This window comes from Mycobacterium sp. 155, from assembly GCF_000373905.1.
Taxonomy (GTDB): Bacteria; Actinomycetota; Actinomycetes; order Mycobacteriales; family Mycobacteriaceae; genus Mycobacterium.
Window position 1 is genome coordinate 4,388,386 of the sequence record NZ_KB892705.1, and the last position, 15,565, is coordinate 4,403,950.

20 protein-coding genes are annotated in these 15,565 nt (G+C 68.2%); 12 read left to right on the forward strand and 8 right to left on the reverse strand.

Features of this window, described 5'->3' with window-relative positions:
• Positions 1 to 119: 119 nt before the first annotated feature.
• A complete protein-coding gene (locus B133_RS0120955; protein WP_026256712.1) occupies positions 120 to 986 on the reverse strand; it encodes a 1,4-dihydroxy-2-naphthoate polyprenyltransferase in 867 nt (288 codons plus the stop codon).
• A 47-nt stretch (positions 987 to 1,033) separates the two neighbouring features.
• Between B133_RS0120955 and B133_RS0120960 the strand changes: the two genes are divergently transcribed.
• From B133_RS0120960 to B133_RS0120970, 3 genes are read left to right on the forward strand one after another with little or no spacing between them, the layout of a single operon-like run.
• Complete coding sequence (locus tag B133_RS0120960; protein WP_018603850.1) at positions 1,034 to 1,318, forward strand: hypothetical protein; 285 nt, start codon at positions 1,034 to 1,036, stop codon at positions 1,316 to 1,318.
• Complete coding sequence (locus tag B133_RS0120965; protein ID WP_018603852.1) at positions 1,318 to 2,094, forward strand: S-methyl-5'-thioadenosine phosphorylase; 777 nt, start codon at positions 1,318 to 1,320, stop codon at positions 2,092 to 2,094. Before B133_RS0120960 ends, B133_RS0120965 begins: the two co-directional genes overlap by 1 nt.
• On the forward strand, positions 2,091 to 3,122 hold the full coding sequence (locus B133_RS0120970) for an NAD(P)-dependent oxidoreductase (RefSeq protein WP_018603855.1): 1,032 nt from the start codon (positions 2,091 to 2,093) through the stop codon (positions 3,120 to 3,122). Before B133_RS0120965 ends, B133_RS0120970 begins: the two co-directional genes overlap by 4 nt.
• 1 nt (position 3,123) lies before the next feature.
• On the opposite strand, the gene B133_RS0120975 is transcribed toward B133_RS0120970, so the two are convergent.
• The 3 genes from B133_RS0120975 to B133_RS0120985 all read right to left on the reverse strand — a co-directional run bounded on the left by B133_RS0120975 (position 3,124) and on the right by B133_RS0120985 (position 5,622).
• Positions 3,124 to 3,825, reverse strand: a complete 702-nt coding sequence (locus B133_RS0120975; RefSeq protein ID WP_018603857.1) for a DUF5666 domain-containing protein — start codon at positions 3,823 to 3,825, stop codon at positions 3,124 to 3,126.
• Positions 3,826 to 3,892: 67 nt separating this feature from the next.
• Complete coding sequence (locus B133_RS0120980) at positions 3,893 to 4,921, reverse strand: cell wall metabolism sensor histidine kinase WalK (protein ID WP_018603859.1); 1,029 nt, start codon at positions 4,919 to 4,921, stop codon at positions 3,893 to 3,895.
• A complete protein-coding gene (locus B133_RS0120985) occupies positions 4,921 to 5,622 on the reverse strand; it encodes a response regulator transcription factor (RefSeq protein WP_018603860.1) in 702 nt (233 codons plus the stop codon). The genes B133_RS0120980 and B133_RS0120985 overlap by 1 nt, the downstream gene beginning before the upstream one ends.
• A 103-nt stretch (positions 5,623 to 5,725) precedes the next feature.
• Here B133_RS0120985 and B133_RS0120990 point away from each other — a divergent pair, with 103 nt between their 5' ends.
• The 5 genes from B133_RS0120990 to B133_RS0121010 are packed head-to-tail and all read left to right on the forward strand — an operon-like array spanning position 5,726 to position 9,242.
• On the forward strand, positions 5,726 to 6,388 hold the full coding sequence (locus tag B133_RS0120990) for a glycosyltransferase family 2 protein (protein ID WP_018603862.1): 663 nt from the start codon (positions 5,726 to 5,728) through the stop codon (positions 6,386 to 6,388).
• Positions 6,385 to 7,041, forward strand: coding sequence for a DUF2064 domain-containing protein (locus tag B133_RS0120995; RefSeq protein WP_018603865.1), 657 nt, complete (start codon positions 6,385 to 6,387; stop codon positions 7,039 to 7,041). The genes B133_RS0120990 and B133_RS0120995 overlap by 4 nt, the downstream gene beginning before the upstream one ends.
• Position 7,042: 1 nt before the next feature.
• The gene (locus B133_RS0121000; protein ID WP_018603867.1) at positions 7,043 to 7,684 is read left to right on the forward strand and encodes a class I SAM-dependent methyltransferase; all 642 of its coding nucleotides are present in this window, start codon (positions 7,043 to 7,045) and stop codon (positions 7,682 to 7,684) included.
• Positions 7,681 to 8,778, forward strand: a complete 1,098-nt coding sequence (locus B133_RS0121005; RefSeq protein ID WP_018603869.1) for a molybdopterin-dependent oxidoreductase — start codon at positions 7,681 to 7,683, stop codon at positions 8,776 to 8,778. The genes B133_RS0121000 and B133_RS0121005 overlap by 4 nt, the downstream gene beginning before the upstream one ends.
• Complete coding sequence (locus tag B133_RS0121010; RefSeq protein WP_018603871.1) at positions 8,775 to 9,242, forward strand: hypothetical protein; 468 nt, start codon at positions 8,775 to 8,777, stop codon at positions 9,240 to 9,242. Before B133_RS0121005 ends, B133_RS0121010 begins: the two co-directional genes overlap by 4 nt.
• Here B133_RS0121010 and B133_RS0121015 read toward each other — a convergent pair.
• Entirely contained in the window at positions 9,168 to 10,508 is a 1,341-nt protein-coding gene (locus B133_RS0121015; protein WP_018603873.1) for a hypothetical protein, read from the reverse strand. The two genes, B133_RS0121010 and B133_RS0121015, sit on opposite strands and share 75 nt — an antisense overlap.
• Positions 10,509 to 10,615: 107 nt before the next feature.
• Between B133_RS0121015 and B133_RS0121020 the strand changes: the two genes are divergently transcribed.
• Positions 10,616 to 11,443 (forward strand): GNAT family N-acetyltransferase, encoded by an 828-nt coding sequence (locus tag B133_RS0121020; protein WP_026256713.1) that lies wholly within the window; start codon positions 10,616 to 10,618, stop codon positions 11,441 to 11,443.
• A 49-nt stretch (positions 11,444 to 11,492) separates the two neighbouring features.
• Here B133_RS0121020 and menE read toward each other — a convergent pair whose 3' ends face one another.
• Both menE and B133_RS0121030 read right to left on the reverse strand, forming a co-directional pair.
• Entirely contained in the window at positions 11,493 to 12,638 is a 1,146-nt protein-coding gene (menE, locus tag B133_RS0121025; RefSeq protein WP_369751503.1) for an o-succinylbenzoate--CoA ligase, read from the reverse strand.
• Between the two features lie 5 nt (positions 12,639 to 12,643).
• Positions 12,644 to 12,976, reverse strand: coding sequence for a DUF3349 domain-containing protein (locus B133_RS0121030; RefSeq protein ID WP_018603878.1), 333 nt, complete (start codon positions 12,974 to 12,976; stop codon positions 12,644 to 12,646).
• 265 nt (positions 12,977 to 13,241) lie between these two features.
• Here B133_RS0121030 and B133_RS0121040 point away from each other — a divergent pair, with 265 nt between their 5' ends.
• Genes B133_RS0121040 through B133_RS0121050 form a run of 3 tightly spaced genes read left to right on the forward strand, consistent with a single transcriptional unit; the run spans position 13,242 to position 15,120 of the window.
• A complete protein-coding gene (locus B133_RS0121040) occupies positions 13,242 to 14,486 on the forward strand; it encodes an inorganic phosphate transporter (protein ID WP_018603881.1) in 1,245 nt (414 codons plus the stop codon).
• Between the two features lie 33 nt (positions 14,487 to 14,519).
• On the forward strand, positions 14,520 to 14,798 hold the full coding sequence (locus tag B133_RS0121045) for a hypothetical protein (protein WP_018603882.1): 279 nt from the start codon (positions 14,520 to 14,522) through the stop codon (positions 14,796 to 14,798).
• A 13-nt stretch (positions 14,799 to 14,811) separates the two neighbouring features.
• Positions 14,812 to 15,120: a DUF3349 domain-containing protein gene (locus tag B133_RS0121050; RefSeq protein WP_018603883.1), complete on the forward strand. Its 309-nt coding sequence runs from the start codon at positions 14,812 to 14,814 to the stop codon at positions 15,118 to 15,120.
• A 54-nt stretch (positions 15,121 to 15,174) separates the two neighbouring features.
• On the opposite strand, the gene B133_RS0121055 is transcribed toward B133_RS0121050, so the two are convergent.
• Positions 15,175 to 15,558, reverse strand: coding sequence for a VOC family protein (locus tag B133_RS0121055; protein ID WP_018603884.1), 384 nt, complete (start codon positions 15,556 to 15,558; stop codon positions 15,175 to 15,177).
• Positions 15,559 to 15,565: the final 7 nt, after the last annotated feature.

Consider the following 15,565-nt stretch of genomic DNA (forward strand, 5'->3'; position numbering starts at 1 on the left):
TACTGCCTGCGACTGAAGTGGCCGAGAGCAATCTGTGGATAACCTGCCGAACTTCTTCGGCGAGCAGACGTGGCGGCACCGCAACTACGGCGTGTCAAGTACCCGAGTGTCTGCTCGCGCTAGAAAGTCAGCGCCAACGACACCGTGACGGCCCATACCAGCATGGTCAGCCCGGTGTCGCGCAGCACGGGGATCAGCCCCGCGCCGCCGCTGCCACCCCGCACGGGCCGAGCCGCGCGAACCGCGAGCGGCGCAGCCAGCAGCCCAACCAGACACCACGGCGTGGCGGCGGTCAGCGTCAGCGTCCCGATCAGGGCCACGACCAGCAGCACCTGGTACAGCACCCGCGTGCGGGCATCGCCGAGCCGCACGGCCAGCGTGATCTTGCCCGACTCCGCGTCGGTCGGGATGTCGCGCAGATTGTTGGCCACCAGCACCGCCGACGACAGCGAACCCATCACCACGGCCATCACCACGCCCACCCAGTCGATCCGCAGTGCCTGGGTGTACTGCGTGCCCAGCACTGCGACCAGCCCGAAGAAGACGAAGACCGCGACCTCGCCCAACCCGAGGTAGCCGTAGGGCTTCTTGCCGCCGGTGTACAGCCACGCCCCGGCGATACATACCGCGCCGACGGCGATCAGCCACGGCGCGCTGACGGCGGCCAGCACCAAGCCCGCGACGGCACCCACCGCCAAACTCAGAAGCGCCGCGGTCAGCACCGCGCGGGGTGACGCCACCCGGGAACCCACCAGCCGCAGCGGACCGGACCGCACGTCGTCGGTGCCGCGGATGCCATCGCTGTAGTCGTTGGCGTAGTTGACGCCGACGATCAGGGCCAGGGCAACCACCAGGGCCAGCAGCGCTTTCCACCACACCGCCGCGCCGAGCCACGCCGCCGCGCCGGTACCGGCGATCACAGGTGAGACGGCGTTGGGCAAGGTGCGGGGCCGGGCGCCCTCGATCCATTGCGCGAAACTGGCCACGGCCGCCATCGTATGAGTACTCCGGCGAGCCGACCTACACTGGCGGCATGAATGACCGGCTCAGCAAGACCGAGATCAGCAAGGACGTGCTGCAGGAATCCGTCGAGGCGGTGGCGTCGACGGTGGGCGAGGTGACCCACATCATCACCACCGCAGTCAAGGATGTGGCCTCGGCCATCGGCGGCTTGGCCACCGACGCGTTCGAGATCCGCGACAACGCCCGGAAAGCCCGGGCCCAGCTCGACGACGACCTCGACAGGGACCTTGACGACGACCTCCCGGCGGACGTCGAAGAGAGCCGCCCCGAGGGCCCCGACAACAAGACCGACTAGTGCTCGGAGTCGTCGGCGGCAGCGGCTTCTATACGTTCTTCGGCTCTGATGCGCGCAGCGTCAGCTTGGACACCCCCTACGGTGAGCCGAGCGCGCCCATCACGGTCGGCACCGTCGGTCGGCACGAGGTGGCGTTCCTCCCGAGACACGGCGTCAACCATGAGTATTCGCCGCACACGGTGCCGTACCGGGCGAACATGTGGGCACTGCGGGCGTTGGGAGTGCGACGCATTTTCGGGCCGTGTGCGGTCGGCAGCCTGACCCCCGACCTCGGACCGGGTTCGATGGCGGTACCCGATCAGCTGGTCGACCGCACCAGCGGGCGTCCCGACACCTACTTCGATTCCGGCGGAATCCACGTCAGCTTCGCCGACCCGTACTGTCCGACGCTGCGCGCCGCGGCAGCCGGGCTGCCCGGTGTGGTCGACGGCGGAACCATGGTGGTGATCCAGGGGCCGCGGTTCTCCACCCGCGCCGAGAGCCGATGGTTCGCAAACCAGGGTTTCCGCCTGGTCAACATGACCGGATACCCCGAGGCAGTGCTGGCACGTGAACTCGAGATGTGTTACGCGGCCATCGCTTTGGTGACCGATCTGGACGCGGGCATCGAGGCCGGGGGAGGGGTGCGCACGGTCGACGTGTTCGCCGAATTCGAACGCAACATCGTGCCGTTCAAAAAGCTCGTGCACGAGGCGCTCGAGGCCGTCGACGTCGAGCGCACCTGCACGCACTGCCTGGCCCACGACGGGGTGAAGCTGCCCTTCGAGTTGCCGTGAGGGTTCTGCTTACGGGCGCAGCAGGTTTCATCGGGTCCCGTACCTGGGCGGCCTTGCGGGCAGCAGGCCACGAGGTCATTGCCGTCGACACCATGCTGGCCGCCGCACATGGTCCCGGTGCCGAAGCCCCGCCGCAATGCCACGTGGTCGACATTCGCGACGGGTCCGCGCTCAAACCTCTGCTCGACGGCGTCGACGTGGTGTGTCACCAGGCAGCCGTGGTCGGCGCCGGGGTCGACGCGGCCGACGCCCCGTCCTATGCCGGCCACAACGACTACGGGACGGCCGTGCTGCTCGCCGAGATGTACGCCGCGGGTTGCACCAGTCTGGTACTGGCCTCGTCGATGGTGGTGTACGGGCAAGGCGGCTACGACTGTCCCGAGCACGGCCCGGTCGACCCGACACCACGCACCAAAGCCGATTTGGACGGCGGGGTGTTCGAGCACCGCTGCCCGATCGGCGGAGAACCGTTGCGGTGGCGCCTGGTCGGCGAGGACGCGCCGCTGCGTCCCCGCAGTCTCTACGCCGCCAGCAAGACCGCGCAGGAGCATTTCGCGCTGGCCTGGGCCGAGGCGGGCGCCGGGTCGGTGGTCGCGCTGCGCTATCACAACGTCTACGGGCCCAACATGCCGCGCGACACCCCGTACTCCGGGGTCGCGGCCATCTTCCGGTCACAGCTCGAAGCCGGCCAGCGGCCAAGGGTTTTCGAGGACGGCGGGCAGATGCGCGACTTCGTCCACGTCGACGACGTCGCCGCCGCCAATGTCGCGGCGGTGGGCGCCGGGTTGGACGGGTTCAACGCGTTCAACGTGTGCTCGGGCCGGCCGATCTCGATTTTGGAGGTGGCGACGCGGCTGTGCGAGACCCGCGGCGTGGACAAGCCCATCGTCACCGGCCAGTACCGCAGCGGCGACGTCCGGCACATCGTGGCCTCACCGGAGCAGGCGACCCGAAAACTGGGCTTCGCGGCCGCGATCGATCCACACGAGGGGCTGGCTGAGTTCGCGTTCGCGCCGCTGCGGACGTGATTCACCCTCGCGGCACGCCTGGGCAGCTGCCGTTCGTGGCCGGCCGCACAGTCGCGCCGGTGGCTTGCAGGACGCCGTCGCTGCCCTTGGTGCCGCGGGCTGCCAGGCATACGCCGGTGGTGACTGCCGAAGCGTCTGCGTCGGACCGCTTTTCGTACCGAGTGTTGGCTGTGACGGTCACTGTGGCGGTGCTGTTGTCGGCCGCGGTGACCACGATCGAGTTGCCGTTCACCGAGGTGACGGTTCCGGTGACGCCGTGGTGCTGATTGCCGCCTTTGTGCCCGCATTGGTTCCCGGCGGGTTGACCGACGAGGACTGCGCCTGCCGTGACCGTGGGCTCGGTGCTGTCCTTGGTGGGGTGGACCCAGATGCACTCGCCCGGCGTGATGTCGCTCAGCTGTGCGGCACTGAGTTGGGCGATGCGTGTCGATCCGGTGATGTTCACGGTGGCCGGACCCTGCCGTCCCGTCACGTTCACTGTGCCACCTGACACGGCGCTGACCAGCCCGGCCACCCGGTCCTTGCCGTTGTGGCCGCCGCCTGGCGGCGTGGGGCTGGCAGCGGCGGACGTCGACGTAGAGCCGCTGGCCGCCGAACTCGGAGCAGACGACGTGCTCGACGATCCGCATGCGGCCAACGAGAACGCGGCGAATCCGGCAAGAGCGACAACGGCGTAGCGCGATGTGCGAGGTGTGATGACCATGTGGCCACGGTCCGTGTCGGAGCTGTCGATGAGCTCGGCCGTGGATATGAATCCGATGAGGATCGCGCTACTCGGCGGTGTCGAACGCCAAGGGCAAGCGCACCTCGAAACGTGCCCCGGTGTCCAGATTGCGTGCGGACAGTGTGCCGCCGTGCGCCTGTACCAGGCCCGCCGCGATGGTCAGCCCGAGGCCCGAACCGCTGGGCAGCGACGAATCCGCGCGTGGCACACGCCCGTTGGAGCCGCGGTAGGCGACGTCGAAAACCCGTGGCAGGTCGGCCTCGTCGATCCCCACGCCGGTGTCGTCGACGTGTGCCCATGCGCCGTCGGCGTCCGAGCCGAGGGCCAGCGTCACGCTGCCGCCCTCGGGTGTGTGCGCGATGGCGTTGGCCACCAGGTTCGACAGCACCCGCACCAGGGCACGGTCACTGCCCAGTACCTGCACGGGCTGCGGCGGGAGTTCGGCGGTCAACCGCACGCCCGCGTGTAGGGCCGCTATCCGGTGGGTCGAGATCACGTCGGCCACCACCTCGTCCAGGGCCACCTGCTCGCGCAACGGTTGCACCGAACCCGCGTTGATCTTCGACATCTCGAACAGGTCGTCGACCATCTCGGAGAGCCGGATCGATTCCTGCTCAATGTGTTTGGCCTGCGTTCTGACTTCATCGTCGGTGACCACGCCGTCGGCGATGGCTTCGGAGACCGCGCGGATACCGGCCAGCGGGGTACGCAGGTCGTGGCTGACGAAAGCGACCAACTGGCGGCGCGAATGTTCGGCCGCGCGTTCCGAATCGCGGATCTCCTGTTCCCACACTGTGCGGCGGGCCTGGTAGCGGGCCAACATGACGGCCGCGGGGATGGTCACCACCGACACGATCACCAGCACCACGGCGGTCTGCTCGAAGGTCTCGGTGATCATGAATCCGCTGGCGCCGAGCACCCCGGTGAACGTGGCCAGCGTCGGGATCAGCACCAGCACCACCATGCTCACCGCGAGCGACCACGACCGCGCGAACCGGATGATGATCGCCCCGGCCAGCACCACAGGCAGCGAGCAGGCCAGGGCCCACCCTATGATCTCAGCGAGGTTCTGCACTACGTCCTCTGATCTTCGCGCAAGCGCTCATCACCACTCCACAGGTAGCCTCGTCCCCACACCGTCTGGATCCGGTGTTGATCGCCGAGCTTGGACCGTAACCGCTTGATATGCACCGTGACCGTGGACAGGTCGCCGAAGTCCCAGCGCCACACCCGTTTGAGCAGATCCTCGCGGGAGAACACGGTGTCGCTGTTGGTCAACAGGAACACCAGCAGGTCGAATTCGCGGTTGGTCAGGCTGACCGGCCGTCCCGCCAACGTGACCGACCGTGCTGCGGTCGATACGTGCAGATCGTCGACGGCGAGTTCCACGGGCACCGCCCCGACCGGCCCGGAGCTGCGCCGCAGCAGCGAGCGCACCCGCAACGCCAGTTCGCGGGGGCTGAACGGCTTGGTCAGATAGTCGTCGGCGCCGGCCTCCAGCCCGGCGATGCGGTCGTCCTCCTCGCCGAGCGCGGTCAGCAGGATCACCGGCATGCTGTAGTCGCCGTCGCGGCGCAGATCACGGCACAGCGACAGGCCGTCGGAACCCGGCATCATCACGTCGAGTACCGCGATGTCGATCTGCATGGTGTTCAGCAGCCGCAGGGCTTCGGTACCGTCGTGCGCGACCGAGACGTCGAGCCCATCGCGTTCCAGATAGCGCCGCACCATGTCGCGCACCACGGTGTCATCGTCGGCGATGAGTACCCGGGTCATCGTTCGAGGTTACTGCTGCAGTGCCGGGACCTGCGGCTATGTCACGGTTTCGTCATGGTTGGCCGCTGGCCACCGCGGCGGGGACGGCCTACCGTCAGAAAACATGGCCCCCGAATCGGCCCTCGTCACCGTGGTGCTGCCCTGCCTGGACGAGGAGCAGTCGCTGCCTGGTGTGCTGGCCGCGCTGCCGGACGGGTACCGCCCATTGGTCGTCGACAACAACAGCACGGACCGTACGGCAGAGGTGGCCCGCTCGCTCGGCGCGCCGGTGGTGGCTGAGCCACGACCAGGGTATGGCTCTGCGGTGCACGCGGGGGTGGTCGCGGCCGCGACACCGATCGTCGCGGTGCTCGACGCCGACGGCTCGCTGGATCCGCGGGAACTTCCGGCGCTCGTCGCCGAACTGGATAACGGCGCCGACCTGGTGATCGGCCGGCGCCGGCCGGCCGCCGGGTTGCGCTGGCCCTGGCATGCCCGCCTCGGCACGGCGGCGGTGTGCTGGCGGTTGCGGCGGCGGTACCGGCTGCCGGTGCACGACATCGCGCCGATGCGAGTGGCCCGCCGTGACGCCCTGATCGGTCTCGGGGTGACGGATCGCCGGTCGGGCTACCCGCTGGAGCTGTTGGTCCGCGCGGCGCAGGCCGGTTGGCGCGTGGTCGAGCGTGACGTGACCTACGGGCCGCGCACCGGAGGCCAGTCCAAGGTGAGTGGATCGGTGCGGGGCAGTGTCATTGCCGCAGTGGATTTCTGGCGGGCGATCACGTGAAACCCGTTGTGGTGCTAGTGGTTGCCAAGGCGCCGGTTCCGGGGTTGGCGAAGACCCGGCTGGCCGCGGGTATCGGTGCCGAGGCCGCCGCCGAAATCGCTGCCGCGGCGCTGCTGGACACCCTCGACGCGGCGGCCGCTGCCGCTGTCCAGACCCGCGTGGTGGCCCTGACCGGTGACCTCGAGCGGGCCCGCTGCGGCCGTGAGATACGTGACCGGTTGGCCGATTTCATCGTCGTACCGCAGCGCGGCGAGAATTTTGCCGAACGGCTGGCCAACGCTCACGCCGACGCCGCCGCGGCGACCGGGCTGCCGGTGCTGCAGATCGGGATGGACACGCCGCAGGTGACCGCGGCGTTACTGGACAAGTGCGGGCAAGCGTTGGAGGACGCCGACGCGGTGCTCGGAATGGCCCGCGACGGCGGTTGGTGGGTACTCGGTGTGCAGGACAGCCGCACGGCGGCGTGCCTGGCCGACGTCGAGATGTCGACGTCGCAAACCGGCGCGGAAACCCTTGCCGCACTTCACCACATCGGTGCGACAGTGGTCCTGGCCGCCGAGCTGGCCGACTTCGACACGGTCGACGACATCGGCGAGGTGCGCCGGGCCTGCCGTCCCGAAAGTCGATTCGTCCGAGCGACCCGGGGGTTATGACATGCACGGACAGCTCTACGACCGGGCGCTTGACGGGGAACAGTGCTGGATCCGGCGCGCCGACGGCGGCACGCGGTATCTGCCGGTGTGCAGCTGGCTGGGCGGGCCCAGGGCAAACGGCCGCTTCGACAGCAGGTTTGACGAAACCATCGTGAACCTGTGCTCCGGGCCGACGCTCGATCTCGGCTGCGGACCGGGACGGTTGGTCGCGGGCCTGGTGCGGCGGGGGCTGCCCGCCCTCGGCGTGGACTTGTCCCGCACCGCCGTCGAATTGGCCCGCGGCAGTGGCGCACCGGTGCTGTGCCGAGATCTGTTCGCGCCGCTGCCCGGGACCGGCCGCTGGCAGACGGTGCTGCTGGCCGACGGTAACGTCGGGCTCGGCGGCGACCCGTGGCGGGTGCTGCAGCGAGCCGGTGAGCTGCTCGGCCGAAGCGGCCGATGTCTGGTCGAGTTCGATACCGCGGCAACGGGAGTCGATGCGGCATGGGTCCGGTTGGAGTCGGCGCGCAGCATCGGCCCCTGGTTCCGTTGGGCGACCGTAGGTTTGGACTGTGCGGCTCGGCTCGCCCGCGATGTCGGCCTGACGGTGACGGCCATCCATCCTGTGGGTGATCGGGTGATCGCGGCCTTGGAGGCGCCATGAGAGGCGTCGTCACAGTGCGTGGAACCGCCGTGACCGTCCGCGTCGGGGCGGCGCTCGGCGTCGCGGTGGTGGTCTGCTTCGTGACGGGACTGATCAGCCATTTCATCCAGCATCCGCAGCCCTGGTTTTTCTGGCCCACCCGGCCGGTGTGGCTGTACCGGTTGACCCAGGGCCTGCACGTGATCTCGGGTATCGCCGCCATTCCGCTGCTGGTGGTCAAACTCTGGTCGGTGTGGCCGAAGCTGTTCGAGCGCCCGCTGATCGGCGGCCTGGGGCGCCAGGTGGAGCGGCTGTCGATCCTGGTTCTGGTCGGTGCCATGCTGTTTCAGCTGTCCACCGGGCTGATGAACATCGCGCAGTGGTACGCCTTCAAGTTCTTCTTCACCACCGCTCACTACGCCATGGCCTACGTCGCCACAGGTGCTGTGCTTGTTCATCTGGCGGTCAAACTGCCGGTGATCCGCGTGGCTCTGGATGAACCGCTCGAGCGGGCGGCCATCGGGCTCACCCGGCGCACCGTGCTGCGTGGCACCTGGCTTGCGGTGGCGCTGGCGACGGCCGTCACCGCGGGGCAGACGGTGCCGTTGCTGCGCCGCGTGTCGGTGCTGGCACCGCGATCCGGGCAAGGACCGCAGGGAGTTCCGGTGAACCGCTCGGCGGTCGCGGCCGGTGTGCTGCACAGCGCGACCTCGCCCGACTACCGGCTGACGGTGACGAAAGGCGCCGTGGTGCGGGCCTTCACCATCGCCGAGCTGGCCGCGTTGCCGCAGACCACCAGACGGCTGCCGATCGCGTGCGTCGAGGGCTGGAGCGTCGATGCGGACTGGACCGGCGTGGTCCTGGCCGATCTGATCGCCACGGTCGGCGGCGTCGCGGACTCCGATGTGCGGATGATCTCGCTCGAACCGCCGGGCCCCTATTCCCGCACGGTGCTGCCGGCTCGGCACGCCCGCGACAGCGCCACGCTGATCGCGTTGCGGCTCAACGGTCAACCCCTGGATCTCGACCACGGTTACCCGTGTCGGCTCATCGCCCCGAGCAGACCCGGTGTGCTGCAGACGAAATGGTTGTCACGGATCGAGGTGGTGGGATGACGGCGATGCGGCTGCTGTTGGCGGCGGCCGGACTCTCACTGGGTGGCTATGGCGCGCTGCTGGTGTGGGAGAACCCGCCGGTGATCAGCGTCCGGATCCTCGTGTGGGCGCTCGTCGCGGTGGTGGTACACGATTTCGTCTTCGCCCCGCTGTGCGCGGCAGCTGGATGGGCGGGACACCGACTGGTTCCGGCCGGTTCCCGGTCACCGATCGCCGTGGCGGTGCTGTGCAGTGTGGTGCTGGTGCTTCTGGCGGTACCGGTGTACGGCAGGCCCGGCATGCGGCCGGACAACGCGACGGTGCTTGATCGCGATTACCCACTGGGATTGGCGGTTTCACTCGGTGCGGTATGGCTGAGCGTGCTGGTTTACGAGCTGGTGAAGCGGCTGCTACCAGTTGGTCAGGATGACATGGTTGAGCACGAGCGCGCCGAGCACGTTGACCGCCAACCAGAACCGCGCTGACCGCGGTGGCAGAAATGCGCCCGCGGCGGTGAGCCACACCGTGAACGGCAGCCAGATGCGTTCGGTCTCGGCCTTGCTCAGCATGCTGAGATCGGCGAACAGGATCGCCGCGAGCGCGGCGATCAGTACCAGCCGCAGCCCCGGTTGCCGACGGATCGCCGCCACGTCGAACAGCCGGCCGATCCCGGCCACGCTGCCGAGACCGATGGCGCAGACCACCGAGGCCAGGTTGGCCCACGACCAGTACTGGAACGGCCGGTTGACGGCAATGCCGTCCCAATAGCGTTGCTGAACCAGGGTATAACCGTCGAACCACCAGAACCCTGCCGCGAGGAACACCGCTACCACCGCCAGCGCGGCCGCCACGGCGGGTGTCAGCACGCGCAGCGCGGCCCGCCAATCGGACGCCGTGAGCAACACGGCCAACGCAGGTAGCGCCATCAGCACCAGCCCGTAGTTCAGGAAGATGCCCCAGCCGAGCAGTAGTCCGGCCGCACCCGCCCATAGTGTCGTTTCTACCGCCAAGGCCAGCAGGGCGATTCCCCACGCGGCGACGCCCGCGTAGTACCCGTCGGCAGAGACCGCGATCCAGATGGCGGTCGGGGCCACCGCCACGAACGGCGCGACGCGTCGTGCGGTGGCTTCGTCGGTGAGGGCTCGGGCCGCGACGACGATCGCCGCGGCGGCGCTGGATCCGGCCAGCAGGCACAGTAACCCCGCCCACGCGCCGCCGCCGAGCCCGATGCGGTCCAGCCACACAAAGGTCAGCAGCGGACCCGGCGGGTGACCCGAGACATGGGTGATCCACGAATCCGCTTGATGATCAGGGATTCTCGACGAGAACGTCCGCAACGCCTCGGGGATGTCGGTGATCGTCGGCACCTGCCGCAGGTATTCATGCGGCGCCGTGAGGCGGCCGGCGAAGCCGCGCTGCCAGCCGTCGATCATGGCCAGCGAGAACGCCCACACGCACGACACGGCCCAGGCCGTCACCGGCAGGGCCCGCCAGGGAAGCCGCTGCGCAAGCGTCGGGCCCCACCACACGGCGGCCACCGCAATGGCGATCGCCGGGACGGTGCCCCAGCCGACGTGCGCATTCCACCAACCGAAAATCGGTGCGGTGTCGGCGAAGCTGTAGATCTGGCCGGCCGTGCTGTTGATCAGTGGCGTGACGCTGCCGAGATGTAGATGCGGCACGACGAAGGCCGCCACCACGAGGGCCAGACCGATGATCACCGCGACAGCTTCCCGGCGTCCGACCTGCATGCGCCCAAGCCTAGGCGGGCGTCGCCCGGGCGTGTCTGACCATTTGGTGACGGCGTTCACGCAATTTTGGTGGCGACGGTCCCAAGTCAGATGAGATCGTGGGCGACGTGCACACCGACGTACTCTTCTGCGACACCGACCTGGCGGCCCGTATCGAGCGAGCCGAGACACAGCTGATCGTCGCGGCCACGCACGCGGCGGGTCATCGCGGCGCGAACGTACTCGCGGTGCCGGTGGCCGGCGGGTACGCGTGTTGTGCCGAACCGTATTCGCCGCTGAACAAGGTGGTGGGGTTGGGTTTCGATGGTGTGCCCGACACCGCACTGCTCGGTGAGGTCGAACACATGATGGCCGCCCGCGGCGCTGCCACCCAGGTGGAGCTGTCGACGCTGGCGGATCCGGCGATTGCGCCGTTGTTGACCGGCCGCGGTTACCGGCTGGCCGGATTCGAGAATGTTCTGGGCCGAGTGGTGGACGGCGTTGAGGAGTCGGTGGCCGGTGTCGAGGTCCGGCGCGCCGACGACCTCGACGCGTGGGTGGACGTGGTGGTGCACGGGTTCGCCCACCCAGACGGGGTCGGGGTGCCCAGTCATGAGGAATTCCCACGCGATGTCATCGAGCGGGTCGAACGTGACATGGAAAAGGCCGGCGCCGCAGCGTATATCGCGCTGTGCGACGGCGTGGTGGCCGGGGGTGGCAGCGCCCGGTTCGCCGACGGGATCGCCCAGCTCACCGGCGCTGCCACCGCACCGGCCTACCGGCGCCGCGGCGTGCAGGCCGCGCTGCTCGCTGCCCGGCTCGCCGACGCCGAGGCCGCCGGCTGCGAGATCGCTGTCGTCACCACGGCTCCCGGCTCGCAATCTCAGCAGAATGTGCAGCGGCGCGGCTTCCAGTTGCTCTATACCCGGGCGATTCTGCTGAAACCACCTGCCTAGTAAAGGGTTTACGCCCTAGCAGTTGTCGATTTCGCGCTGGCTCAGGTGCTCAGCCGAACCGGGTCGCCAGCGCTCGGCGGTCGAGCTTGCCGATACCGCGCCGGGGCAGTTCGTCCACGACGTGGATTTCGCGCGGCGCCGCCGTCGGGTCCAGCGTCTGCGCGATGTGGGCGCGCAGTTCGGTCAGCGTCGGAGTGGTGGCCGAGGCCAGCACCACCGCTGCGACCACCCGCTGGCCGAGGCGTTCGTCGGCGACACCGAACACCGCGCATTCGGCGATGGCCGGGTGGGTGGCCAACGCCGACTCCACCAGCTGCGGCAGCACGGTCAGCCCGCCTGTGCTGATCGCGTCGTCGACCCGGCCCAGGACCCGCAGCACCCCCGCGTCGTCCACGACCCCGAGGTCGTCGGTGCGGAACCAGCCTGGTTCGGCGAACGGGTTGGGGCTTGAGCCCATTGCTCCTCGCGTCCGTACCGGGTTGCGGTACCCCTTGGCCAGCGTTGCCCCGCCGAGCAGAATCCGGCCGTCATCGATGCGCACCGACACCCCGTCCAGCGGCACCCCGTCGTAGACGCAGCCGCCCGCGGTCTCGCTCATGCCGTAGGTGCGCACCACCGTGACACCGGCCGCGGCAGCGCGTTCGGCGACCCCGGCGGGCATGGGGCCGCCGCCGATCAGCACGGCGTCCAGGGCGGCCAGTGCCGCTGCCGCCTCGGCATCCCGCAGGGCTTTGTCCAGCTGCACCGCCACCAGCGACGCGTACCGCTGCCCGGAGCCCATCGCTGCGACCGCACGGGGTAGATCACCGACATCGAACGACGGGGTGATGGCTATCGGTGTGGTGCCTGCGACGATGCTGCGAACCAGGACCTGCAGCCCCGCGATGTGATAGCCCGGCAGTGCCGACAACCAGTGCCCAGGCCCACCCAGACGTCGGTGGGTCGCGTCGGCGCTCGCCCGCAGTGCCGACGCGGTCAGCAGGGCTCCCTTGGGAATACCGGTGGTGCCTGATGTCGACACCACCACCGCGACATCGTCGTCGATCGGCGAACCGGCGCGTAAAGCCGTTGTCAGCAGCGCTGTTTGGCGTTCGTCGTCGGCGGGCACCGGAAGGATCGCCGAATCCCCGCCGGCCAGAACGGCCTCCAGGACCGGCAGCAGCGGAGCGGTGGTGCCGACACCGATCGGGCGCAGGATGGCTATGCCGACCCCTCTTGTCCGTCGGCGGAGTCCTCACCGGTCTCATGGTCGCGCGCATCGTCGAGCGGCCAGCCCCTGGCGGCCAGGCGCTCACGCACCCGTTCGATGTCCTCGGCCCGCGGCAGCTCGTCGGTGATCTGCGTGATCAGCACCCCGATGTCGACGTGATCGAACTCGCCGCGGTCGACGAGGTCACGGGCGACGGCCTTCACCTCCTCGTTGGTCAGACGCCGGGACAGCAGAGCCAGTAGCGGCACCCGGTCGGCATCGGGCACTCCTTCGGGATAACCGGACTTGAGCCAAGCCGCGATCTTGGCGAGAAAGGTATTCACTGCAGCAACTCCTGATGGGGAACCGGGTGAAGATCCGGGGCATACGACGGAGACTGCTTTAGATCGTAGTGCCGTTGAGGCTTGTGGGTCACAGCGACGATATCGCAGTGATCCGCTCGCCGTTGCTGCTGGCAAACGCCTTGAAGCCCCGAGATGAACAGTCGGTGAACTCATCGCTGAGTCAGTGAAATTGCCTGTTGGGAGGGTCAAATGAGGCAGTGCACCGACTGGTCAAAATTGGCAGTAGTCCCCCAGAATTAGCGCCATGAGCGCAGAGCTGATCATCCTGGTGTTGTTGATAGCAACAGCACTGGCCTTCGACTTCACCAACGGCTTTCACGACACCGGTAACGCCATGGCGACTTCGATCGCTACGGGTGCACTCAAGCCCAAGACGGCTGTCATCCTCGCCGGTGTCCTCAACCTGGTCGGCGCGTTCCTGTCAGTCGAGGTCGCTGTCACTGTCACCACCTCGGTGATCAAGGTGCAGGACAGCAAGACCGGTCACCTGCTGCCGTCGATCTCCTCGTCGACCGGTCTCACCATCATCTTCGCCGGCCTCATCGGTGGCATCCTGTGGAACCTGCTCACCTGGCTCTTCGGTATCCCGTCCAGCTCGTCGCATGCGCTCTTCGGCGGTCTGATCGGTGCCGGCCTGGCTGCGCTGGGCAGTGCGGGCGTCAACTGGAGCGGCGTCATCTCCAAGGTGCTCATCCCGGCTGTTGCCTCGCCCGTCATCGCAGGAATCATCGCCGCGGTCGGAACCTGGCTGGTGTATCGCATCACCCGAAACGTGGTGAAGAAGCGTCGTGAACAGGGCTTCCGCTGGGGGCAGATCGCCACCGCCTCACTGGTCGCGTTGGCTCACGGCACCAATGACGCGCAGAAGACCATGGGTGTCATCGCGCTGGCTCTCATCACCACCGGCCACTTGACGGGCGATGTGAAGAAGGACGGCCTGCCGTTCTGGATCATCCTGTCGTGTGCGCTCGCCATCGGCCTGGGCACCTACATCGGTGGCTGGCGCGTCATCCGCACCCTCGGCAAGGGGCTGGTCGAGATCGAGTCCCCGCAGGGCTTCGCGGCTGAGGCCTCCTCGGCAGTGGTCATCCTGAGTTCGTCGGCCGCCGGCATGGCCCTGTCGACCACCCACGTTGCGACCGGTTCGATCCTCGGTAGCGGTGTGGGCAAGCCCGGAGCCGAGGTGCGGTGGGCGGTCGCCGGGCGCATGGCTCTGGCCTGGCTGGTCACACTGCCTGCCGCGGCCATCGTCGGGGCGCTGTCCTTCTGGCTGTCCGAGGGTGTCGAGTCGCTGACCGGTTCGGCCCTGGCCGGTGACGGCCTCATCTTCGTCATCCTGGTGGCGCTGTCCGGCTACATGTGGTGGCGTGCCCAGCAGCAGAAGGTCGATCACAAGAACGTGAACGCCGATTGGGACGATACGACCAACTCCGTGGTGCCCGCCGAGGTCCGTGGTGCCGCCAAAAGCGGCGACAAAGCCGCCGTCTGACCGGACTTCGAGACCAACGAATAGGGATTGATGATGACCTACGTAGAAGCGATCTTCAAAGTGCTGTTGGTCGGCCTGATCCTGGGTGCCGGCCTGCCCGCAGTGTTCGCGGCCGGCCTGGTTTCCTACTCCAGCGGCTCCGGTGGCACACAGGACGACGGCACCGTCTCGGCGCCGAACCCCGCGCTCAAGGCGCTCGGTCTGCTGCTGTTCGCCACGGTCGCGGCGGTGATCGCGGTCGCGATCCTGTACATCACCAAGACGACCATCATCCACCACTTCGGGTTCAACCCCGTTCCCTTCCTTCCGTGAGTGAGCTGACCACATGACTGAAACCACCGGTGTCGTCGACAACGTCCTGGGCTGGCTGCACCAGGGTTACCCGGACGGCGTGCCGCCGAAGGACTACTTTCCGCTGCTGGCGCTGCTGAAGCGCACGTTGACAGAGGACGAGATCATCAAGGCCGCACAGACGATCCTGCGGTCCAGTGATGGTGATATCCCGGTGACGGAGGACGAGATTCACCGCGCCATCCAGCAGGTCACCGAGAAGGAGCCGAATCCCGAGGAGATCAATCAGGTGGCGTCGAGGCTGGCCTCGGTCGGCTGGCCGCTGGCCGCGCCGAGAAGCTGAGTTCGGAACACGAAAACCCCCGCCACGGCGGGGGTTTTCGTCGTTTAGCGGCGGTCAGTCGCGGACATCGTGGCGCAGCGGATGCGTCTCAGGGACTTCGACGAAGATCAGCGTGATGCCGTCTGGATCGGTCACATGCATCTCGTGCAGGCCCCATGGCTCCTCCTGTGCGGCCCGGGTGATCGGCACGCCGCGGCTTTCCAGCTCGGCCTGAGCGGCGTAGACGTCACGCACCTGCAACCACAGCGCACCGGGGAAGACACCGGATTCGGTCGGGGTGTGGTGGCCGGCCAATTCGATCAGTGACTGACCGGCGTAGAACACCGTGCCACCCGGGTACTCCCGGGCGATCGCCAGGCCGATCCCGTCGCGGTAGAACTCCAGCGATTTGGGGTAGTCGACCGGCCGGATCAGCATCCGAGTGACCAGGATCTCCATAGCGCTC